The organism is Gammaproteobacteria bacterium (assembly GCA_016199745.1).
Lineage (GTDB): Bacteria > Pseudomonadota > Gammaproteobacteria > Acidiferrobacterales > Sulfurifustaceae > JACQFZ01.
The window spans coordinates 1-21,255 of record JACQFZ010000028.1 but is presented as its reverse complement, the minus strand read 5'-3'; the positions used below and the strand labels follow the sequence as shown (position 1 = coordinate 21,255).

General features: G+C 56.3%; 21 protein-coding genes. 11 read left to right on the top strand and 10 right to left on the bottom strand.

Going from position 1 to position 21,255, the window contains the following annotated elements; all coding sequences use genetic code 11:
* Positions 1 to 14: 14 nt before the first annotated feature.
* The 7 genes from HY308_07665 to HY308_07635 form a co-directional block, all read right to left on the bottom strand.
* Positions 15 to 1,115 carry an ABC transporter permease gene (locus tag HY308_07665; protein MBI3898159.1) on the bottom strand — a complete coding sequence of 367 codons (1,101 nt, stop codon included), beginning with the start codon at positions 1,113 to 1,115 and terminating at the stop codon, positions 15 to 17.
* A complete protein-coding gene (locus HY308_07660) occupies positions 1,115 to 2,230 on the bottom strand; it encodes an ABC transporter permease (GenBank protein MBI3898158.1) in 1,116 nt (371 codons plus the stop codon). Before HY308_07660 ends, HY308_07665 begins: the two co-directional genes overlap by 1 nt.
* 276 nt (positions 2,231 to 2,506) lie before the next feature.
* Positions 2,507 to 3,433: an ABC transporter ATP-binding protein gene (locus tag HY308_07655; GenBank protein MBI3898157.1), complete on the bottom strand. Its 927-nt coding sequence runs from the start codon at positions 3,431 to 3,433 to the stop codon at positions 2,507 to 2,509.
* Positions 3,430 to 4,164 carry an ABC transporter ATP-binding protein gene (locus HY308_07650; GenBank protein MBI3898156.1) on the bottom strand — a complete coding sequence of 245 codons (735 nt, stop codon included), beginning with the start codon at positions 4,162 to 4,164 and terminating at the stop codon, positions 3,430 to 3,432. The genes HY308_07655 and HY308_07650 overlap by 4 nt, the downstream gene beginning before the upstream one ends.
* Positions 4,161 to 4,916: an HlyD family efflux transporter periplasmic adaptor subunit gene (locus tag HY308_07645; GenBank protein MBI3898155.1), complete on the bottom strand. Its 756-nt coding sequence runs from the start codon at positions 4,914 to 4,916 to the stop codon at positions 4,161 to 4,163. Before HY308_07645 ends, HY308_07650 begins: the two co-directional genes overlap by 4 nt.
* Positions 4,913 to 6,415, bottom strand: coding sequence for an efflux transporter outer membrane subunit (locus tag HY308_07640; protein MBI3898154.1), 1,503 nt, complete (start codon positions 6,413 to 6,415; stop codon positions 4,913 to 4,915). Before HY308_07640 ends, HY308_07645 begins: the two co-directional genes overlap by 4 nt.
* A 41-nt stretch (positions 6,416 to 6,456) precedes the next feature.
* On the bottom strand, positions 6,457 to 7,131 hold the full coding sequence (locus tag HY308_07635; protein MBI3898153.1) for a TetR/AcrR family transcriptional regulator: 675 nt from the start codon (positions 7,129 to 7,131) through the stop codon (positions 6,457 to 6,459).
* Positions 7,132 to 7,247: 116 nt separating this feature from the next.
* Between HY308_07635 and HY308_07630 the strand changes: the two genes are divergently transcribed.
* From HY308_07630 to HY308_07620, 3 genes are all read left to right on the top strand, one after another.
* Positions 7,248 to 7,541, top strand: coding sequence for an HlyD family secretion protein (locus HY308_07630; GenBank protein MBI3898152.1), 294 nt, complete (start codon positions 7,248 to 7,250; stop codon positions 7,539 to 7,541).
* A 181-nt stretch (positions 7,542 to 7,722) separates the two neighbouring features.
* A complete protein-coding gene (locus HY308_07625) occupies positions 7,723 to 9,030 on the top strand; it encodes an amidase domain-containing protein (protein ID MBI3898151.1) in 1,308 nt (435 codons plus the stop codon).
* Positions 9,031 to 9,524: 494 nt separating this feature from the next.
* A complete protein-coding gene (locus HY308_07620) occupies positions 9,525 to 10,514 on the top strand; it encodes a hypothetical protein (protein ID MBI3898150.1) in 990 nt (329 codons plus the stop codon).
* A 413-nt stretch (positions 10,515 to 10,927) separates the two neighbouring features.
* Here the strand turns inward: HY308_07620 and HY308_07615 are convergent, their stop codons facing one another.
* The 3 genes from HY308_07615 to HY308_07605 form a co-directional block, all read right to left on the bottom strand.
* A complete protein-coding gene (locus tag HY308_07615) occupies positions 10,928 to 11,269 on the bottom strand; it encodes a hypothetical protein (GenBank protein ID MBI3898149.1) in 342 nt (113 codons plus the stop codon).
* Positions 11,270 to 11,454: 185 nt separating this feature from the next.
* Positions 11,455 to 11,865 (bottom strand): PIN domain-containing protein, encoded by a 411-nt coding sequence (locus tag HY308_07610; GenBank protein MBI3898148.1) that lies wholly within the window; start codon positions 11,863 to 11,865, stop codon positions 11,455 to 11,457.
* The gene (locus HY308_07605) at positions 11,846 to 12,079 is read right to left on the bottom strand and encodes an AbrB/MazE/SpoVT family DNA-binding domain-containing protein (GenBank protein MBI3898147.1); all 234 of its coding nucleotides are present in this window, start codon (positions 12,077 to 12,079) and stop codon (positions 11,846 to 11,848) included. Before HY308_07605 ends, HY308_07610 begins: the two co-directional genes overlap by 20 nt.
* A 684-nt stretch (positions 12,080 to 12,763) precedes the next feature.
* Between HY308_07605 and HY308_07600 the strand changes: the two genes are divergently transcribed.
* The 8 genes from HY308_07600 to HY308_07565 all read left to right on the top strand — a co-directional run bounded on the left by HY308_07600 (position 12,764) and on the right by HY308_07565 (position 21,207).
* Positions 12,764 to 13,429, top strand: coding sequence for an NUDIX hydrolase (locus tag HY308_07600; GenBank protein ID MBI3898146.1), 666 nt, complete (start codon positions 12,764 to 12,766; stop codon positions 13,427 to 13,429).
* Positions 13,430 to 13,498: 69 nt separating this feature from the next.
* Positions 13,499 to 14,356: an SPFH domain-containing protein gene (locus HY308_07595; protein MBI3898145.1), complete on the top strand. Its 858-nt coding sequence runs from the start codon at positions 13,499 to 13,501 to the stop codon at positions 14,354 to 14,356.
* 32 nt (positions 14,357 to 14,388) lie between these two features.
* Positions 14,389 to 15,330, top strand: coding sequence for a hypothetical protein (locus HY308_07590; GenBank protein MBI3898144.1), 942 nt, complete (start codon positions 14,389 to 14,391; stop codon positions 15,328 to 15,330).
* Positions 15,331 to 15,391: 61 nt separating this feature from the next.
* A complete protein-coding gene (locus HY308_07585; GenBank protein ID MBI3898143.1) occupies positions 15,392 to 16,261 on the top strand; it encodes a hypothetical protein in 870 nt (289 codons plus the stop codon).
* A 29-nt stretch (positions 16,262 to 16,290) separates the two neighbouring features.
* Entirely contained in the window at positions 16,291 to 17,514 is a 1,224-nt protein-coding gene (pncB, locus tag HY308_07580) for a nicotinate phosphoribosyltransferase (protein ID MBI3898142.1), read from the top strand.
* Between the two features lie 13 nt (positions 17,515 to 17,527).
* Complete coding sequence (locus HY308_07575; GenBank protein MBI3898141.1) at positions 17,528 to 19,237, top strand: NAD+ synthase; 1,710 nt, start codon at positions 17,528 to 17,530, stop codon at positions 19,235 to 19,237.
* Positions 19,234 to 20,274: a bifunctional nicotinamide-nucleotide adenylyltransferase/Nudix hydroxylase gene (locus HY308_07570; GenBank protein ID MBI3898140.1), complete on the top strand. Its 1,041-nt coding sequence runs from the start codon at positions 19,234 to 19,236 to the stop codon at positions 20,272 to 20,274. The genes HY308_07575 and HY308_07570 overlap by 4 nt, the downstream gene beginning before the upstream one ends.
* A gap of 9 nt (positions 20,275 to 20,283) precedes the next feature.
* Positions 20,284 to 21,207 (top strand): cysteine hydrolase, encoded by a 924-nt coding sequence (locus tag HY308_07565; protein ID MBI3898139.1) that lies wholly within the window; start codon positions 20,284 to 20,286, stop codon positions 21,205 to 21,207.
* Positions 21,208 to 21,255 lie beyond the last annotated feature (48 nt).

Genomic DNA, 21,255 nt, shown 5'->3' with positions numbered 1-21,255 from the left:
CGCCCGTGCCTAGGTTATTGCAGCGTCGTGTGGAATCGCTTAAAGCTAAAAAACACCGATAGCGCCGCCATCAACAGCAGCACACCGACGTGTTGCGCGACGAACAACGGTTCGCCGCCCTTCAGCATGATGTTGCGCAGCAGCCCGAGAAAATGCGACAGCGGGTCGAGGTAGGAAACCCACTTCAGCACTTCCGGCATATTTTCCAGCGGGAACATTAATCCAGACAGCAAGATCGCCGGAAACAAAAACAAAAATCCGGCGAGCATGGACTGTTGTTGATTGCGGGCGATGGTCGAGATCAGTGTGCCGATGGCGACGGCGGTGCAGACGAAAGCGAACGCCGCCAGCGTCAGCACTAGCAGCGAACCGCGTACCGGCACGCCGAAGCCGAGCACAGCGACGCCGAGAATCAGCGGCAGATTGCTCATGCCGAGAACGACGTAAGGAATCGTTTTACCGAAGATGATCTCGGACGCTGTCACCGGCGCCGAGATCAACATCTCGAACGTGCCGGTTTCCTTTTCGCGCGTGATCGACATGCTCGTGAGGATGATCGACATCATGCACATCAGCATGCACATCACGCCCGGAATCATGAAGTGCGAGGTTTCGAGCGTCGGGTTGTAGAGCACACGGCTATCGAGTTGAATCGGTGTCTCGGCGGCGACGATGTGAGCGTTGTCGGTTAGCGCCAACGCCGAAATACTCCGCAAGTAAGCCTCGATCGATTGCGCCTGGATGACGTTGGTGGCGTCGATCAACACTTGCAGATCGGCGCGCCCGCGCCCGAGTGCGCGCGTGAGACCGCCGGGCGGCGGCACCAGCGCCACATCGATTTTGCCGGCGCGCAGCAAATCGAACGGATCGGTATTACGGTCGATGCTGGCCGGCACGAAGCGTCCGCTGGCGATGCTACGCTGGTAAATGTCACGCAACACGGTGTCGCCGGCGGTCGGCTGCGCCCACAGCCGTATATTCTTAACGTCGTTGGAAATGGCGAAGCCGAACAGCGTCAGTTGGATCAGCGGCGCCACGAACAGCAGGATGCGCATGCGTGGGTCGCGCAACGCTTGCTTGAACTCTTTGCGCAAAAATCCCCGTAGGGTCGACATCATGGCTCCAGATCCTTTTTGAATTTACTGGTCGCGAGCACGATCATGATCGTGCACAAGATCGCGAGCGCCAGGAACGGGCCGGCCATGTCGAGAAATGTCGAGCCTTTGAGGTACGATTCGCGAGCGATAGTCATGAACCAGCGCGCCGGCAGGATCATCGTGAAGTACTGAAAAAAAGTCGGCATGCTCTCGATCGGAAAAATAAAACCGGAGAGCAATTGCGCCGGTAGCAGGCCCGACATGATGGCAATTTGCATGGCGATCTGTTGCTTGCGGGTGACGACCGAAATCAGCAACCCCTGTGCGAGATAAGTGGCCAGGAACAGAATACAGCCCGCCAAGAAAACCAGATGGCTGCCAACGAACGGCACGCCGAACACGGTGCGTGAAATGAGATAAACGAACGCGACCGCGGTAAGACCGAGCACCGCATACGGCGCGAGTTTGCCGACGATGATTTCCAGCGGTTGCGTCGGCGTCGACAACAATAATTCCATCGAGCCGTTCTCCCATTCGCGTGCGACCGTCAGTGCCGTCAGCAGCACCGACAAGATCGCCATGACCACCACCGCCAGCCCGGGAATGATGAACCAGCGGCTGTTGAGCTCGGCGTTAAACAGGTAGCGCGTTTTGAAGTCGATCGGTGTTGGCGGATCGAAGTTAGCGATGCGTTTGCCGGCGATGGTTTGAATCGACGCGACGTAGCTCAGGATCGGGCCGACCGTGGAATTGTCGGAACCGTCGAGCAAAACCTGCGCGCGTGCGCGCCGGCTGGCCAGCAGATCCTGCTCGAAGCCTGCCGGGATAATGAGCGCCGCCCGATCGCGCTCGCCGGCGATACTGCGCAGCGCCAAGTCCGGCGACGCGATGTTGTCGATAACGAAGTAGTGTGAGCTACCGAAGGTGTCGATCAAGCGACGCGATGCCTGGCTGCGATCGGCGTCGTGCACCGCCAGATGAATGTCTTTGACGTTGAACTCGATGGCGAAGCCGAAAACGAACACCATGAACACCGGCAAGCCGATCGACAACGCGAGCGTGAACGGATCGCGCAATACGTGGCGAGTTTCTTTTTTGGCGATGGCGCCGGCGCGTTGCCAGAGGAATTTCATTTCAGATTTTCCCTATGACACCCACCCTAGCCCTCCCCCGCGAAGCGGGGGAGGGACGGAGTTGTAGTAACAGGATTGCAAAATCCCGCGCTCGTTCCTTTTTATCCCCTCCCCCGCGGTTGCGGGGGGTGAAGCGGAGTTTTCGCGAGTGTCCAGTGGACACTCGCGCCGCTGAACGGGCGCGCTGTCGTTGCGCGCACCGGGCGGGAATAGTTAGGGTGGGGGTATTTGAACGAAGCTCATGCCCTGTCCTTGGACGCCTATGAAAATCTTGATTCACGTCGCTTGCTCCTCGACGCGTTTGATAAACACGTCTTCCAGCGTCGCCGCGATCGGCCGGATCTCGAAGTCGCGGTGCAAGGTTTGTTGCAGTGCCTCCGCGTCCGTAGAACGGCGAAATGCCACGTGGAAGCGCAATCCGTACGGTTCGAAATACTCGATGGCGGAATGTTGTTTGAGCTCGGCAATATCGGCGTAGCTGATTTTTTTGATCGGCTCGAGCTCGTACAGTTGCTGTGGAAATGCTTGCCGCTTCAGGTTCGCCGGCGTGTCGAGCGCGATGATCCGCCCGGAGCGCATGAGGGCGATGCGTTGGCACTGCTCGGCTTCGTCCATGTAATGCGTCGTCACGAAAATAGTTTTGTGCTGCTTCGCCAACTCTTGGATCAACGCCCAAAAGCGCGCCCGCGCCGCCGGCGTTACGCCGGCGGTGGGCTCGTCTAGAAAAACAATTTCCGGGTCGTGCAAAATCGACGCCGCCAGCGACACCTGCTGCTTCACGCCACCCGGCAGGTTCTTCACTAGCGACGTCAATGGCAATTGAAGCGAAATAAATTCGAGAATGAAATCGCGGCGCTGGCGATAGGTTTGCTCTTCGAGTTTGCGCAGGCTGGCCATGAAGCTGAGGTTTTCTTCGATCGTCAGGTCGTCGTACAGCGTGAAGCGCTGCGACATGTAGCCGACCTTGCTCTTGATCGCCATCTCGCCCTTGTCGAAGTTGACGCCGGCGACGCTGACATCGCCAGCGCTCGGTCGTAGCAGACCGCACAGCACGCGAATCGTCGTCGTCTTGCCGGCGCCGTTGGCGCCGAGAAAGCCGAATATCTCGCCGCGATTGACCGAGAACGTGACGTTGTCGACGGCGGTGAAGTCACCGAACTTGACCGACAAATTTTTAACGTCGACCGCGGGTTCGCTAGTCATGACGCGATAGTCGCGTGTTTGAGAAACAACTCGTCGAAGCTGCGCACACCGACGCGCCGCAGCAGCTCGCGTGGCTCGCCTTCGGCCATTTGCCGGCCGGCATCGATGAGGTGAACTTCCGAGCAGCGTTCGGCCTCGTCCATGTAAGCGGTGGCGACGATGATGAGCAACTTTTGGTCGGCGAGACGATAAAGCAATTCCCAGAACTCGCGCCGACTGATGGGATCGACGCCGTTGGTGGGTTCGTCGAGCAGAATCACTTCCGGCGAGCGCAGCAGCGCGCACATCAAGCCGAGCTTCTTGTACATGCCGCCGGAGAGTTTGCCGGCGGCGCGATCCACAAACGGTTCGAGTCGAGTGATTGCCAACAGTTCTTGGCGACGCGCTTGGTACGCGGTCGGCGAAATTTGATACAACGTTTGAAAAAAATCGAGATGCTCGCCGATCGACAGATCCGGGTACAGGCTTTGCTGTTGCGGCATGTAGGCGATGCGGTCGCGCACTTGCCCGAGCGACACCGGATTACCGTTTTCGGTAAAGGCGATGTTGCCGGCATCCGGTTTGAGTAGCCCGATCAGCGTGCGCATAAGCGTTGTTTTGCCGGCGCCTTCCGGGCCGATCAAGCCGTGCATTCGGCCTTCGGCGAAATGCAGCGTGAGGCCGGCGAGCGCCTGGTTCGGCCCGAGCTTTTTGCGCACGTCATCGACGTGAATGGAAATCAGATTCGTCATGGCGCCGGCGGTAGCGGCAACTCGACTTCAATGGTCATGCCCGGTTTCAAGATTTCGTCGGCGTTGGCTTCGCGGAAGCTGACTTTGACGCCGAACACCAAACGCTCGCGCTCCGATCGGGTCTGCACATTCTTCGGTGTGAACTCGGCCTCGTCGTTGATCTTCTCGATCACGCCGTCGAACTCGCGATTGTTCAGTTCCGGCAGGTAACCCTTGAGCTTCATGCCAGCGCTGAGCCGCGCCACCACGGGTTGCGGGACATACACGTAAGCCCAGATGTTGCGAATGTTGGCCAGCGTGAGAATTTTGGTTCCCGGGCTCACCCATTCGCCCGGCTCGTGATAACGCGTCAGCACTTTTCCGTCGATCGGCGCATCGATCGTGCACCACGCCAGGCGTACGTCCGCGTCTTCTTTGCGGCTGCGTACTTGATCCATAGTCTCGGCGCTGACCGAGCCGATGTGCGCCAACTTCACATTGCGTTCGTACGTTTCGCGCGCCAAGCGCGCCGTCACTTTGTAGTCCTCGCAACCGAGCGTCACCAGCGTTTGTCCGCGTTTGACGGCGTCGCCTTCACGTACCGGAAATTGATCGATCGCCGCGGCTAAGCGCGCCGATAGGTCGACCTTGGTCGCCTCTAGGGTGCCGGCATAGCGGAACGGTGCACGCGCCAACCAATACACCATGCCGACCGCGGCGCCGATCAATAGCACCGCGATGACGACGAGAAATATCTTCGGAGGTTGCTTCATGGCTTATTTTCCGTAACGGATGTCGTGTCAGTCGGCGTTGCGCGGTTCCACCAGCCGCCGCCCAGCGCTTGGAACAGCGCCGCGGTGTCGGCGTACCGCGCCGCTTGTGCTTGGATCAAGCCGACGTGCACTTGCTGGTAACGGCGCTGCGCGTCGAGCAACACCAGGGTGGTGGTCGCGCCGAGCCGATGTTGCTTGTGCACCAAGTCCAAGGATTCGCGCGCCAGCGAATCGGTTTCGGTCTGCGCTTTAAGGGTGTCGGCATCCGCCTCGAGTGCGCGCAGCGTGTCGGCGACGTTTTGAAAGGCGCGCAGCACGGTGTCGCGATAAAGCGCGCCCGCTTGCTCGTAACCGGCGAGCGCCGCTCGATGGCGCGCGCTCAGTTCACCGTTGTGAAAAATGGGTTGCAATAACGCCGCCCCGAAATTCCAGACCGTGCTCGGACCGGTGAACAAGTCGCCGGCGTTGTTCGCTTGCGATCCATAGCTGCCGGTGAGAGTGATGCGTGGATATAAATTGGCCGCGGCGACACCGGCGCGCGCGTTCGCTTGGCGCCAGAGCGCCTCGGCGCCGCGAATATCCGGGCGTTGGCGTACCAATGCCGACGGCACGCTGAGCGGCAGTGCTTGCGGCAACGCCAGCGAGGCGAGGGTAAATTCCGGTAACGCGGCGTCGTTCGGAAATTTGCCGGTCAACGCCGCCAATTGGTGACGTGCAAGGAACAGCTCTTTGTTCAGCGCCGGCAGTGTGGCTTGTACTTGTGAAAGCTCGGTGCGTTGTGTGATCACATCCGCTCGTGTCGCGCCGCCTAGCTTGAACTGGCGTTGGCTAATGTCGAACTGCGCTTGTTGGGCGGCGATGATTTCTTGGGTCGCTTGGATCTGCGCCCGCAGCGACGCTTCCTTGATCGCGGTCGTGACGATGTTGGACGCCAACGCCAGATGCGCTGCTTCTAATTGGAACTGCTGATAGCTGACTTCCGACTGCAAGGCTTCGAGCTCGCGTTGCACACCGCCGGCGACATCGAAGGCGTATGACACCTCGACCGACGCGTTATAAAGGTTGAACACGCTCGAAGGTCCGGGCTGGCCGATGGTGGAGGGCGAGAAGCGCTGACGTGTTGCCGTCAGCGAGGCGTCGACGTTCGGCGATTGCCGGCCGTCTTCGGCGCGTAGATTTTCCTGCGCCTGGCGCAGTCGTGCCTGGGCTGCGGCTAACGATGGACTGTCGGCCAATCCGCGGCGTATCAGCTCGTTCAGCGGGTCGGAGTGAAACAACTCCCACCACTGAGCGGGAATGTCATCGCCAACGACCAGCCGTTGCGCGGCACCGGCGAAGCCGGGCGAACTCGTGGTGGCGTCTGGCATCGACGATGAGGTGTAGCTCGCTACCGTCGGTGCCTCCGGTTGGCGAAAGTCCGGGCCGACCGCGCATCCGGCCCCGAACCACGCCGGCAGCGTCGCCAGTCCTCGCACCAGGACCATTCTTAATATACTCATCTTCATATCCTTGGTCGCAACGTCAGCGCCGATCGGTTTCATTAACTCGCGCCTTTGTAAAAAAGTCGTTGCGTATGCTCAATCAGACGCTCGACCAGTTCGTCCGTCATTTCAAAATTCAACACGCGCTCGGCAACGGGTAAGGCGATGAAGGGGAATATGCACAGTGCCAGCACCGATAACGCCCCGAGGGTGACATCCAGATCCGACCGAATCCGCCCTTGGCCGATTTCCAATGTCAGCAACGTCGGCAAGCGACCGCCGCCCTGCGAAGCGAAGTCACGGATGAACATTTCGCGGAATGGTCCTTCGTGCCCCAGCACCTCGCGCACGATGAGTCGAGGTACCCAGGGATCGCGGGCAAACATTGTCATCATGGCTCGCATCAGCGGCGGCAAGCTCGATTCGCTGTTGGCCGGCGGATCGGCGATAACCGCCTGGATCTGGCGCACGATCGGCCCGATGGTCTCCTGCAGCATCGCCCGATAAAGCCCCTGCTTATTCTTAAAGTGGTAATGCACCATCGCCTCGTTGACCCTGGCCGCGCGCGCAATGTCGCGCACCGACACCGACTTGAAATCGCGTTCAGCGAATAGTTTCCGCGACGCAGTCAGCAGTGCGGTGCGTACTTCATGCGCGTGGTCCGTACCGCTCGGGCGGCCGGGTCGGCGGCGTATTAGGGCACGGTGCTTACCCGTTTTGGTTGCTGCAGTCATGCAATGGTAATAATTAAACAAATGATTAATTATTGACCAAGGTATCACTCGATTTGGTGGACAGCAAGAATAGTTGCCCTTGTCGACGGCGAGCTTTTGTCGCCCTTTAGAGCGAGGTGCTTATAACGTTCGCCATCGAACGCCTGAAGTCTGATCAGGAACGTCGTCGGAAAGTCGACCTCCCCTCCAAATGGCTCGCATGGCTCAAAGTCGGCAGCCGCTTCAACGTGAACGTCGACAAACTCGGTCGCGGCTACCGTGCACGCGTTGTGCGACTCGGTGCGCGTATTGATCCGGTGAGCCAGTCGATATCGCTAGTCGCGCAGGTGAACGGAGAAAATCCGGAGCTGCTGCCGGGAATGAGTGGGTGGCGGCGTTTGAGGGTGCGAAGTAATACTACAGAGCATTAGTCGACAATATCGATCGATCGGTTCATACAGCATTGCTGTACCGACCTTCGTATAGATTGAAAGTGTGTCGTGCTTCTTCCAAGGTGCACTTAGATACTTGCGGGGTATGCCATCTCTTATTTTTCTCGCCGCTGCACGTCTCTCTGTTGAATATTTTTCAATTACTAACTTGGAGTAGCCGATGCGTATTTTTTGTAATGAGTTACCAGGTCGATCGATACTCAGTATCGTATTTGCATCGCTCTCAATCATCACTTGCGATGTGACATTGTCGAGTGCTTTAGCTGATGAAATTCCAGCTGCCGAGAAACAAGTGGAATCAGAACATTACAACGGGCAGAAGGCGCAGATCATGCAGCTCGTTCGGGAATATTTCGTGGCCCGAGATAAGGGTTGGGTCGCCGCGGAATCTTCAGCCTTAGCGGAAGGCAAACTAGCGAGTGGTCAGGTGGAGGCGCAGCCGATACGACAGGCGTCCGCGATTGCCACGGTAGCCGAGCAGATCGTGAGCGAGAGAGGGCTACAAGCTGTTGCGGTGCAGACGGGTCTGGCGCGGAAAAACAACGTCAGGTTACACGGCAACACAGCGACCGCGACCGTCACTGTTGGGACGGCCCTTACATGGAACTTCGCTTCGGTGGGCGAGTCCTCGCTTAGCGATGTCTATGTGGTTAAGTTGGAACGCAAGGACAAAACCTGGAGCATCGTCGACGTTGCCTATGCGCCGATACCTAGCACCGAGATCATGAACAAGCGCACGCGCATGGCCGCAGTGACCGGCGCGCCCGAAACCGCTGCCGTACCCATTGGCGATCCCGCTCCGGCTGTTGCATTAGCGCCGGCCGCCGCGTCCGGTTGGTACGATCGGAAGGCGGCCGCGGCCTATGCGAACGCTTGGTCCGGTAGTATCCAGTTGTCCAATGGTGAGGTGGAAGATCTATATAACCCCGCCTACGATATGGCACGCCAGGATAACGATTGCACGGACTTCGCCTCGCAGGTTCTGGCCGCCGGCGGCTGGCCAATCCATGATGGCTGGGCAAATGACAACCCAGTGAACTGGTCACCTGACCTGTGGGGTCTCCGAGGACCGTCGCAGACTTGGTCGGTGGCGTCTTGGCTCTTTGACTATGCAAGCAACTCGAAGCGTGGGGAGAAGAAGGGAATCTGGCCGTCGGATGATGGCAACCTCGATATCTGGAATCTCGAGCTGGGCGACTTGGTGTTTGTCGACTGGGATCCGAACGGCCACTACGACGGCGCCATCGACCACGCGATGGTTATTTCAGGCACGTACACCGAACTGGGCTTTACGGAGCCGACGTTTTCTCAACACACACCGCACCGACATAACATGCCGCTGAGCGTCGGTATAAAAATCGCCACCGCTCCCATCCCGAGCGTAGATCCTGGCGATGGTCTGGGCGGCCAGGGCCGCGTGCCCAAGTATCATCCGGTCCATATCCAGGATAGCTTCACCGTCGAGTGAGCAGCGCTGTTGGCTGGAACGTCGTCGCGGCGTGCCTGTACCGACTGGGGTAGTGATGAACGCTCTTGGTCACGTCGCTGACGACGTTTTAGGTGTCGATGATGTGTTGATAGGCACTGAGCAGTGCGATTCCGCGTGGATCTTTGGGAAAGAACTCGTGCGCTGCTCGGCGGTTTTCGACTCGGCGATGCGTTTGTTAATGAACTAATCAGTAACTACATTCAACTCTCAGATTTGAGCGGCGAAACCTGAGTCATTGGCCCCAAGGAGCCCGACACGCTGTCTCCTCACGCGTAAGCACCACGGCAGTCGTGCCGGCCGCTTTGCGCGGTGCCCCTCTATTTCTGTCTCCAGACGCCCGCTCGTCGGGACTGTCCTACCAGTCACTTGTTTCACCTGTGTGCCGCCACGCAAAATGCGGCACTAATATATGGGCTTTTAACGGGTCGGTCCACTGGCCTGAATCAACAATAGCGATAACGGGGAGGTGCTGTATGCAAAACGATTTACTTCGTCGTTTCAGTATTTCTGTATTGATGCTGGGATTGATCGGCTGTGGTGGCGGCGGTGGTGGTGGCAGCGACGACGGTGATGCTCCTGCCAGTGGCGTTGAATATTCCGGTGCTACCACGCAGGCGAGTGTTAGCAGCAGCAATGCACGTGCGCTTTCCGGTAGTGCTTATCATTCCGGCAGCGCCGTTGGTGGTGGCACCAACGGGTTGGCCAGCGTTACGGCGAGTGTTGCGCCGACGACGATTAAGCAGCGTTCGTTGATCTTAGCGAATTTGCTTGAGCGTACGATCGACAAGATCGACGTGAAATCGGTGCCGAGCCAAGCAACAGCGGCGGTGCAGCAGGATGAGATCGCCGGTAGTTGCGGCGGTACGGTGCGATCGAGCGTCAACTATAACGACAGCACCGGAAATTTTAGCGGCTCGCTGACATTTACTAACTATTGCGACGAATTCGTTCAATCCGTTTCCGGCGCGATATCGTTCTCCGGTCGGTTTAATGTCGCTACCGACGATATGATCTCGCTCAGTGCCAGCATGACCAGTCTCAGCGTAACGGACGACGGCGACAGTTACGTTATTCAAGCCTCGACGCAAATTTCGTTCTCGGACACCGGCGCCGCTATTGCTGTCACGCAAACTTTTAATATTCGTGATGCCAGCGGTGTCGTTTGCCGCGGCGAGAACGTAGTGCTAACAGTCGGTGATTTTGGCAGTTATACGGAAGTGCGCATCGACTCCGGTCGCTTCTATCATCCGTCGTCGGGCTATGTGGATGTGCAAACGCCGATGGCGTTCCATGTCAACACCGGTCAAAATTATCCGTCGTCGGGCAGTCTTATTATTACCGGCGCGAACGGTAGCAATGCACGGTTGATCGCCAACAGCGATGGTACTTATCAGCTGCAGGTAGATGCCGACGGCATCGGCGGTTACGAGACGACATTGACCGGCAATTGGGTAGATTTGTAAGCCGGTTGTTGTAGTTACATAGGGCGCGGGCCGTAGGGTTCGCGCTCTTTATTCTGGATTAAAACTCCCCGGATTTCGCGGCGCTCCCTCCAGGCTACATTCTCATACGCGAATTTTATTTCCTCCTTGTTTGTTGTGCCGAAGATCCCCGATAAATTTTGTTTTTACACTTCGCTGAACAAACCTCTAGTGGCGTCCTCTAACGAGATACCATCCGTACAGATGGCTTCAGGATGGTAACGAGGCGTTTATGACCGCACATGATTTATACCGATCCTAAAGGTCCCGATGCCACGCACGAAATGATCCGGTTCTTTTATGAGCACCTGCGCGGGCAACGCGGGAGAGCCTATCGGTAAGGTGCAAAAATGCGCCGGCTCGTGAGAACGGGTCGGCGCGTTCAGTCGATCAACTTAAACGTCTAGCCAAACCTTCTGCGGCGCGAGGCCACCGCCCATCTGCGACAACGGTGATGGGACGAATCCCTTCACCTTCACTGCACCGGCATCGATGGTGTCGTTGAACATCGGAATGATCTCGCCGCTGTCATCGACCACCATTGCCTGCAGGTCGTGGTACATCTGTTTGCGCTTGGCTGGGTCGAGCTCGACGCGCGCCATGGACAACAACTTGTCGAAGTCAGCACGCTTCCAAAACGACTCGTTCCAGGCGGCGTCGGACGTGTAGGCCAACGACAGCATTAGATTGGCAGTCGGGCGGCCTTCCCAAAAAGAACCGCAGAACGGCTTTTTCATCAGAGGACCACTTTGATTTTATCGATATTTTTCGCCGGTTGGGCAGCCGAAAGTACGTTCGAAATGGCAGTAACCTCTACAGTTAACGAAGAAAGTGGTATTAATTCCTGCAGCTGTCTGCATTGCTTTCAGGAAGATTTTTGTCGACTTCCAGGGAATCGGTGAGGAGCACAGCAAGCGGCAATTTACCGAAAAGGATTTCGAACGGTCAGTATGTCCTCGATCTTCTGACCGTCCTGAAGATCTTCCGTGTAAAGCGTTTGGCATCCGGCCTCGAGCGCGCTAGCGATGATCATCGCGTCATAGACGGAGAAACCGTGGCGCTCGGCGACTTCGATGCCGCGCAGGTGCGTCTCGACGGTCAACGCTTCGACCCGGCAGACGGTACGTACTTGTGTCAGGATTTCACCCACTTCGACCCACGTCATGCCGAGTTTGCGCCGCGCGACGTTGGCGATCTCGTTTAATACTTGCACACTGACGACGCCGCCGTCTGCTAGCAGCGTCTCTGCTCTATCCGCCTTCGCCGCATCGCCCGAGAGCAAATACAACACGACGTTAGAATCGAAAAATACATTAACGCCGGGTATTGGCATCGAGCCGATCAAACTTGAAATCCGCGGGCAACCGTCCCCGATACTTTCGTAGCCGCGCCAGCAGTTCATGCCGCCCGGGCGACTTCTTTACCCCAAACTCGCGAGCGCCCGCCACGTGAATCTCGATGTCATCGCCTTCCTTGAGCTCCAGCGCCTCGACAATCGCCGCGGGCAAGCGCAGCGCCAAGCTATTGCCCCATTTGGAAACTTGCATGGAGTTACCTCCGGTAGATATACATAATTTCATGTATATCATAGCAGAGCCATCGTACCTTTGCTCGCAAGGGGCTTTCACTTTGAATGGGAGCTGACACCGGAATTAGGTCAGTTATGTAGCGAATTTGGTGGCCCATTTGACCGGGCAGAGGGGAGAGCCCCCGCCTTCGCATCTCCTCAAGAAGTCTGCCGGGCCGGCCCGATCGGAGTTAGTTAGTAGCGTGGACTGTGGCAATTGTTGAAAAAGCTGTCGAGATTAATGACAGCGGACACCTCCCGTTGTCCGCGGCCAATAGTTTTCGCATCCACCGTTCACGCCTTTGCTGGGTTTTTTGATATTCAAACTGAGAGCAACCCGCAGTAATTGCCAGTAATTCCAGCAGAATACAGCATCTCCGCCACTAATCTCATCAGAAATAGTCTTTGTTCTACTTGGACTTGCGAGCGTGTGTATGCACGGCAGGTTCCGAGCAGTGAACACCATCATCTACTCCCTATATCTACTCCCGCGTTGGGCACTTTCGGCCTTCCTCAACGGAGCCCTGATTTTTCTTCCCGATCCAAAGGAACAATCGTATCGCCCCTGCCTAGTGGAGCATCGGCTTGGCGACCAGGCGCATGCTTGACATAGTGTTACTAGTACACTATTGTTAGTGTCATACAAACACTAAATAGCCAGGCTATGTATCAATACGAATATCCCCACCCGGCCATCACCACCGACATCGTGATCTTCACGATCCGCGATCGGAAATTGAAGCTCCTGCTGATCCGACGCGGTGGGGAGCCCTATCGGGGGAAGTGGGCACTGCCGGGCGGCTTCGTTCAGATGGAGGAGGGTTTGGATGAGGCCGCTCGGCGGGAGCTCGAAGAGGAGACCGGTGTGGCAGGCGTGTATCTAGAACAGCTCTACACGTTGGGGAAGCCGGATCGCGATCCGCGCGAGCGAGTTATTACCGTCGCTTACTACGCGCTCATTCCGTCCGACAAGTTGCAGCTTCGCGCTGCGACGGACGCGGAAGCGGTGGGCTGGTTTGGGATGGAGGAACTGCCGCCCCTCGCCTTCGATCATGCGGAGATCGTGAAGATGGCGCATCAACGTCTCGTGGCGAAGCTCGATTACTCCACGATCGCGTTCGCCTTCATGCCCGAGAAGTTCACGTTGTCCGAGCTGCAGGAGGTTTATGAAATCATCCTGCAAGAAGAGATGGACAAGCGCAATTTCAGGAAATGGGTGCTCGCGTTGGAACAGATCGAAGAGACCGACGAAGAGCGTCGCGGGGGCATACACCGGCCGGCCAAACTTTATCGGGTCAAGAATCCGGGAAAAGTGACTTTCATAAAATAACTCATCAAATAATTCATCGCAGAGGCGCATATGACAATCAGATATTTCAAAGGCGAACCTAACGTACACGTGATTCGCTATCGCCGTGGTGAAGTGATCAAGGATGGCACTGGTCTCGCGTTCTGGTACATGCCGTACAACACATCGATCGCGCTCGTTCCGGTCGTGACGCAAGATGCGCAGTTCATCTCCAACGAGACCACCAAGGATTTTCAGGCTGTCGCGATTCAAGGAAGTCTCGCTTATCGGTTGACGGCACCGTGTGAGGCAGCCAAGTCGCTCGACTACACGATCGATCTGCGGACTCGTAACTACAAGAGCAAAGATCCGGAGAAACTAGCGAATCGGTTGATTAATATCGTGCAGGCCGCCACCCGTGCACATGTCCTCGACTTGCCGTTAGAGCAAGCGCTCACCAAGGTGAAAGACCTTGCGGCAAAGGTTCTTACCAAGGTGAATGAAGAACAGATGCTGAAGTCGTTCGGTGTGGTCATCGAAGGCTTGCACTTCACATCTGTAGCAACGACGCCGGAGATGAAAAAAGCGCTGGAAGCCGATTATCGCGAGGCACTTCAGCAGAAGGCGGATCAGGCCATTTACGCTCGCCGCGCCAACGCGGTGGAAGAAGAGCGGCGCATCAAGGAGCGTGAAATGGATACGGATGTCGAGCTCGAAAACCAGAGAAAGGCGCTCGTCGACACTCAGGTAAGGAATCGTCTGGCAGTCGCAGAGGCAGACGCCAAGGCCGAAGAACTGAAGCTCAGTCCTTATGGCGAACTTGAGCCTCAGGTACTAATCGGACTCGCGCTCAAGGAGTGGGCGACTGCAGGCGGCCAAATCGGCAATCTCAGTATCACGCCTGACATGCTCGGCCAGCTTGTCGGTTGGGTAGCAAGCGGCAACAAGAAAATGGGAGATAAAAAGTGAACACGGTTGCTGCGAAATCTCCCAACAAAGTCTTGCGAGCACGACGCGAGAAAGTCGTGATCGTGACACGCAAGACGTTGCTCGAAGAGTTGGTTGCTCGTTTCAATACGACCGGCCAGGCGAAGTTTTACCTCGAGCACGCTGGACAGGATTTCGCGCCGATCGAGGCCGCACATCAGCGTTATCACGCTGCATTGGATGGAGTGCGCCGCCTCGTACCGTCAGGGGTGAAGCATCAAGTGATCGATCGCGCGTTCCTCCCTCAGTTTGCATTCGGTGAGGACGACGCGGTGATTACAGTGGGACCCGACGGGCTGGTGGTCAATACGGCGAAGTATTTGGAGAGTCAGCCGATCATCGCGGTCAATCCGGACCCGAACGAGGTCGAAGGCGTGCTTCTTCCTTTCACGATTCGTGAGCTTGAACGTGGGCTGAATGCGACGATATTGGGAAACGCTCGCGTACAAGCGATCACGATGGCGGAGGCGCGATTGAACGACGGTCAGCACTTGCTAGCGTTCAACGATCTGTTTGTGGGAGCGCGTTCACATGTGTCGGCGCGTTACCGGATCGCTCATGGAAAGCAAACGGAAGAGCATTCCTCGAGCGGCATTCTGATTTCGACAGGTGCCGGGTCGACGGGTTGGCTCCGGTCTGTCTATGCGGGTGCCGCGCGAATAGTGCAGGGATTTGGCGGGAAAGTGACGCCGCCTCCAAATGGCGGACGCTTTGCGTGGAACGAGGACAAGTTGATTTATGCCGTGCGTGAACCGTGGCCGAGCAAGACTACCGGCGCCAACATCGTTTATGGCGTTATTACGCGTGACAAACCGTTAGTGCTCACATCACGAATGGCAGAAAACGGAGTGATCTTCAGTGACGGCGTCGAAGCCGACTATCTCGCTTTCACGGCCGGCTTAAGTGCAACGATACGGGTCGCCGAAAAAAAGGCGAACCTGGTTATGCCGGCATAAAAGATGCCGGTGCTTGCAGCGCAATGAGTAGTTGGTGAAACAAGAGAAAAGGGGGAATGTCATGAATAACAAAAAACTTCAGTTACTGGTAATCGATCCGCAGAACGATTTCTGCGATATCCCGGATACGGTATTACCGGTTGATGCCAAGAGCGTTGCCGCAGGTAAGGCGCAGCCCGTCGCGCGACCGGCGTTACCGGTTACCGGCGCGCATAGTGACATGACTCGCTTGGCGACGTTCATTGATCGCGTCGGCGACAAGCTCGATCAAATTCATGTCACGCTCGATTCGCACAATCCGATCGATATCGCGCACCCAACTTGGTGGAGTGATGCCGCCGGAAACGCGCCGGCACCCTTCACTGTAATCACCGCCGACGACGTCCGAAATGACAAATGGCGCGCACGCGATGCAGCACGACAGGCACACAGTCTCAGCTATGTCGAAGCGTTGGAGGCTAATAAGCGCTACTTGTTGGTGGTATGGCCGGAACACTGCTTGATCGGCTCTTGGGGCCACAATGTACACGCAGTGGTGAAAGCGTCACTGGATCGTTGGGCCCGCAAATCGCTCAAGCTCGTCGATTTCGTTACTAAGGGAACGAATCCTAATACTGAGCACTATTCGGCTATTCAAGCGGAAGTACCGGATCCGAACGATCCCGGTACGGAGCTGAACCGCCGCTTGATCGAAGTGTTGTCGCAGGCCGACCAGGTCGTGATCGCCGGTGAGGCACTGTCGCACTGTGTGGCGAACACCGTTCGTGATATCGCGAACAAGCTTCCGCCGAAAGATGTGCATAAGCTCGTCTTGCTAACCGATTGCACGAGCTCGGTCGGTGGTTTCGAAAAATTGGGCGAGGATTTCTTGGCGGAACTAACCGCACGTGGCATGAGAACCGCGACATCGGCGAGTTTTCTTGCGAATTGAACGTCGGTGAAAAGCGAATGGAAGGATGTATGAAACTAAAACCAATCATCAAGAGTTTACTCGACACCGACCTTTATAAGTTCACGATGCTCCAGGTGTATCTGCATCATTTTCCCGGAGCAGAAGGCGAGTATCGATTCAAATGTCGGAATCGCTCGAACATATCGCTTGCTTCGTTCAAGAACGAAATTGAGGCACAGATCGATCATCTGTGTACGCTGCGGTTCCAACCGGAAGAGCTCGCGTACTTGAGGACGCTCAGGTTCATAAAAAGCGACTTCGTCGACTTTCTCGACCTCTTCCAGTTTCGCCGGCGCTTTTTGAACGTACGTGTTTCGCCAGCGAACCCAGATGAGTTGGAAATCACGGCGCGTGGACCGCTCGTGCACGTGATGTTGTTCGAGATTTTTGTGCTTGCCATTGTGAGTGAGGTTTATTCCAGCCAGTTCGACAACGCCAAGTTGCTCGCGGAAGGTCGGCGACGTCTGGCAGCGAAAGTACAGATGTTGAGGGCGTTCAGCCACGAGGCGGCGCATCGTCATCCATATCTTGTCTTCGACTTCGGAACGCGCCGGCGCGCTTATCGTGATTGGCATGAAGAAGTCGTCACGACCTTGGCTAACGAAGTACCACAACTGTTCAAGGGAACGAGCAATGTGGATATGGCGCGTCGCTATGGCCTAGTGCCCATCGGCACCATGGCTCACGAGTATCTGCAGGCCCATCAGGCCTTCGGTTATCGCTTACGCGACTTCCAGAAGATGGCGCTTGAGAACTGGGTGAAGGAATATCGCGGCGATCTCGGTATCGCACTTACCGACGTTGTCGGAATGGATGCGTTCCTCGCCGACTTCGATCTCTATTTCGGCAAACTGTTCGACGGGCTGCGCCACGACTCGGGTGATCCGTTCGAATGGGGCGAAAAAGCGATCGCGCATTACGACAGGCTGCGCATCGATCCCGGCGTCAAGATGCTGACGTTTTCGGACGGGCTCGATATTCCGAAGTCCATCGAGCTGTATCGACGCTTTGCGAACCGCACCAAGATTGGCTTCGGCATTGGCACCAATCTCACCAATGACCTCGGCGTGGAGCCGCTCAACATCGTCATGAAGCTCGTGAGCTGCAACGGAAATCCCCTGGCCAAGATATCGGACACGCCTGGTAAAACGTTGTGCGATAACGAAACATTTGTGAACTATCTCAGGCAGGTCTTCGGGGTGCAGTCTCCTGCGCCGCCGAAAGCTGCCTGAGCGGGAGGAGCTTATGAGTACAAACAAACCGATTCAGATTGTGCTCGCTCAGCTCAACTACAGGTTGTGTGATTACGAGCGCAATCTCGGCAAGATCAAAACCACCATTCAGCAAGCAGCCGACGCCGATCTCGTCGTTTTTTCGGAGCTTGCCGTCAGTGGGTACTATCCACAGGATCTGGTCGAAGAACCCGATTTTCTATCTCGGCAGGACGCCGCATTGGCATCGATTCTGGCACTGTCGAAAAAGGTGCGGGCGGCGATTGTCATCGGTGCTGTTACCCGCAACACGGGAGTCGGCAAACCGTTGCACAACAGTCTTCTGTTCATCCGTGATGGATGCATTGAGCTGACATACGACAAACAATTGCTGCCGACGTACAACATCTTCGACGAGCGACGGCACTTCGAGCCGGGCGAGAATCGTGCCGCCGTCGTCGAGATCAACGGTCGGCGCGTCGGCTTCCTGATCTGCGAAGACGGTTGGAACGACGAGGAACGAGACTACCCGGTAAATCCTGTCCGTACGTTGACGCAGGCGAAGGTCGATCTGGTCGTTAGCATCAATGCGAGTCCCTCGAATGTCGGCAAGCAACGCCAGCGGCATGAAATATTCGCAGCCGTTTCCCGTCGCCACAACATACCGTTGATCTACGTTAACCAAGTTGGTGCCAACGATCAGATCGTTTTCGATGGTGGGTCATTTCTGGTCGATCCCAGGAGCGGGGTCGTTCACGAGCTTCCTCTCTTCCAAGAGGCGGTGCAAACGATCGGATTCGATGGAAAGTTCTTCGATGACAGCGCTCCATATGAGCATGCGGTGTCCAAGTATCTCGGAGATGCCGAGTTTTACTATCGGCAAATACTCCTTGGGCTTCGCGACTACATAGACAAGGTAGGTTTCAAAGGAGTCGTCGTCGGATCCTCCGGTGGTATCGACTCGGCGCTCACGCTTGCGTTGGCCGCGGATGCGTTGGGCGTGGACGCCGTCAAGGCGATTACGATGCCATCGATTTATTCGAGCGAAGGGAGCGTCAAGGACTCAGAAGCGTTATGCAGCAATCTGGATGTGCAGCTTTATCGTCATGAGATCGGTACGTTGTTTCAGACGTACAACGGGGTGTTCAATCATGCTTTCGGTGCGCCTTCCTCACGCTTGACGCAAGAGAACGTGCAGGCCCGTATCCGTGGCACGATTCTCATGGAATTCTCGAATCACTGTGGTCACCTAGTGCTATCCACCGGCAACAAGAGCGAGATGTCGGTGGGGTATGCCACGCTCTATGGAGATATGAATGGGGGCCTCAACCTAATCGGCGATCTATATAAGACCGAGGTATATGCGCTGGCACGTTACTACAACGAGTTACACGATCGCGAGATCATCCCACGGGCGATTCTCGACAAAGAGCCGTCGGCGGAACTTGCGCCGAATCAAAGGGACACGGACTCACTGCCGCCATATCCAGTGCTCGATGAAATCCTAAAACTTCACATTGAAGGTGCTCGTTTGCGCAAGGACGAGTACGAGCGTGCGAGCAATCTAAGTCGAGAGCTGCGAGATAGCGGGCGTGGCGAATTGATACAAAAAGTATTACAGATGGTGGCGCGCGCAGAGTTCAAACGCCGCCAGGCACCGCCCATTATTCGTTGTCGGGCGCGGGCCTTTGGTAACGGGCGGCAGATGCCGATTGCCGCGGATTACGGGAGCGTCGGCAAATGACGAACCGCTTCGATTACCTTATTTATATCGGGCGCTTCCAGCCGTTCCATAACGGGCATCTCGTAGTGCTGCGGCGAGCACTTGAGCAGTCCGACAAAGTCATCGTCGTGCTCGGTTCGGCCCGCCGGGCACGCAATATCAAAAATCCGTTTTCGGATACAGAACGGGAACAAATGATTCGAGCCGCGGTAGACGGGGCGGAGCCGCAGGCCTCTGCACGTCTCGTGTTCTGCTCGGTGCGTGACTACTACGATGATGCAAAGTGGGAGGCGGCAGTACGCAAGGCAGTGTCCTCAACTATTGGCCTTCGTAGCACCGTCGGCATCATTGGACATACTAAAGATGACTCGTCTTATTATCTAAAGAATTTTCCCGAGTGGCAGTTCGTTTCGCACGAAAACGAATCGAATATCTCCGCTACCGACTTGCGTTGCTCGTTGTTCTCGGTGACCGACATTTCATCCGTTAAAACGTCGGTTCCGCCATCTATCATGAGTTTCTTGGAGCATTTCAAACAATCAGCCGAATTTGCCGAACTGGCCGCTGAGCACGAAACCGTGAAGCAGTATAAGTCGGCGTGGAGCGTTGCCCCCTATCCGCCGGTATTCGTTACGGTGGATGCAGTTGTGCGCGCCAAGAACCACATCCTGCTCATCCAGCGTGGCCGCCATCCCGGGAAGGGGCAGTGGGCGTTACCGGGCGGATTTGTCGATCAGAGAGAGCGTTTGATCGATGCGACAATCCGCGAATTGAATGAAGAAACCAAGATCGGCATCGAGCGTGACGTCCTGAAGGAAGTTGTGACGGGTCACGCCGTGTTTGACCATCCGGACCGAAGCGTTCGTGGTCGGACCATTGCGCATGCATTCTTTTTCGATTTGGATATCGCTACGCTTCCAACGATAACAGCGAGCGACGACGCGGCGTTTGCTCGTTGGATTCCGACTGACGAACTGCTCGATCGAGAAGTAGCAATCTTCGAGGATCATTTGCATATCATCGATCGGTTTCTTAACGTTCTTGAAACGACGGAATAGTCATTAGATATGTCGACGGCTCGCTCCATTCTTATCACCGATTGCCTGCAAAACGATTTCGTTGGGCCCATTGGCCGTTTTGACGGGTTGCCAAACGCTCTCCACGTGGGGCATGACGAATCGTTGCGTCTTCTCGGCGCGGACCCTTCCGAGGGTCCGGTTGCGCGCATGATGGCATGGGCCAATGCGCAGCCAGATCAAGTCCTCGAAGTCATTCATGTGCGGGATTGGCACGATCCGTCTGATCCGACGCAACGTAGTCATCTAGAGCAATTCGGTCATCACTGTATTAAAAACACCGTTGGTGCCGAGTTCGTTTTTTCTGCCGATAACTTGAACAAGGACAAGCGGCTCACGATTGTCGATGCCACAACACTGAGTAATTTCACCGGCGCTCAGTTGGCCGCCGTGCTGGACACCTATCGCGATCAGGTTGTGCAGATCGGCCTCATGGGCGTGTGGACAGAAGCGAAGATAACCTTTCTCGCCTACGACCTGCGTAGTCGTTATCCGAATTTCCAGCTTGCCGTCTGTTCGGCACTAACCGCGAGTTCTTCTCGGGAAAATCACTTCATCGCGCTCGATCAAATGGAGCGTATTCTTGGCGTGAGCGTGATTCCTTCGGTGGGTGAATTCATCGAGTATCTTGGTGGGCGTGACGAAGAGACACCCCTCATTGGCTTCAGTCACAAACATCCCGAAGTTCGCGTGCTCGACCCGATCGCGCTCAGTGATACCGATCATCGTCTCGTGCGCTACCTGTTCCGTGGCTGTCGTGAAGTGGAACTGCGAGTGCTGGATGGGGGCTTCTCGGGGAACGTTGTTCTCGGGACGCGAAGCGTTGTTAGTGGCGGTCCAAATCCGCGCCTAAATGCTGGCAAGCGCCTGAGCGAATTCGTCGGAAACAGAAACCGGCACGAGGTATTTTCCTAGAACGGTGGATCCGACAGGGGCGCCGCCGTCGTCGCAACGCGTTCTTGT

Coding starts and splice junctions, on each gene's coding strand:
- HY308_07665 (MBI3898159.1), bottom strand. CDS start 1,115: ATGTCGACCCTACGGGGATTTTTGCGCAAAGAGTTCAAGCAAGCGTTG.
- HY308_07660 (MBI3898158.1), bottom strand. CDS start 2,230: ATGAAATTCCTCTGGCAACGCGCCGGCGCCATCGCCAAAAAAGAAACT.
- HY308_07655 (MBI3898157.1), bottom strand. CDS start 3,433: ATGACTAGCGAACCCGCGGTCGACGTTAAAAATTTGTCGGTCAAGTTC.
- HY308_07650 (MBI3898156.1), bottom strand. CDS start 4,164: ATGACGAATCTGATTTCCATTCACGTCGATGACGTGCGCAAAAAGCTC.
- HY308_07645 (MBI3898155.1), bottom strand. CDS start 4,916: ATGAAGCAACCTCCGAAGATATTTCTCGTCGTCATCGCGGTGCTATTG.
- HY308_07640 (MBI3898154.1), bottom strand. CDS start 6,415: ATGAGTATATTAAGAATGGTCCTGGTGCGAGGACTGGCGACGCTGCCG.
- HY308_07635 (MBI3898153.1), bottom strand. CDS start 7,131: ATGACTGCAGCAACCAAAACGGGTAAGCACCGTGCCCTAATACGCCGC.
- HY308_07625 (MBI3898151.1), top strand. CDS start 7,723: ATGCGTATTTTTTGTAATGAGTTACCAGGTCGATCGATACTCAGTATC.
- HY308_07620 (MBI3898150.1), top strand. CDS start 9,525: ATGCAAAACGATTTACTTCGTCGTTTCAGTATTTCTGTATTGATGCTG.
- HY308_07615 (MBI3898149.1), bottom strand. CDS start 11,269: ATGAAAAAGCCGTTCTGCGGTTCTTTTTGGGAAGGCCGCCCGACTGCC.
- HY308_07610 (MBI3898148.1), bottom strand. CDS start 11,865: ATGCCAATACCCGGCGTTAATGTATTTTTCGATTCTAACGTCGTGTTG.
- HY308_07605 (MBI3898147.1), bottom strand. CDS start 12,079: ATGCAAGTTTCCAAATGGGGCAATAGCTTGGCGCTGCGCTTGCCCGCG.
- HY308_07600 (MBI3898146.1), top strand. CDS start 12,764: ATGTATCAATACGAATATCCCCACCCGGCCATCACCACCGACATCGTG.
- HY308_07585 (MBI3898143.1), top strand. CDS start 15,392: ATGAATAACAAAAAACTTCAGTTACTGGTAATCGATCCGCAGAACGAT.
- pncB (MBI3898142.1), top strand. CDS start 16,291: ATGAAACTAAAACCAATCATCAAGAGTTTACTCGACACCGACCTTTAT.
- HY308_07575 (MBI3898141.1), top strand. CDS start 17,528: ATGAGTACAAACAAACCGATTCAGATTGTGCTCGCTCAGCTCAACTAC.
- HY308_07570 (MBI3898140.1), top strand. CDS start 19,234: ATGACGAACCGCTTCGATTACCTTATTTATATCGGGCGCTTCCAGCCG.
- HY308_07565 (MBI3898139.1), top strand. CDS start 20,284: ATGTCGACGGCTCGCTCCATTCTTATCACCGATTGCCTGCAAAACGAT.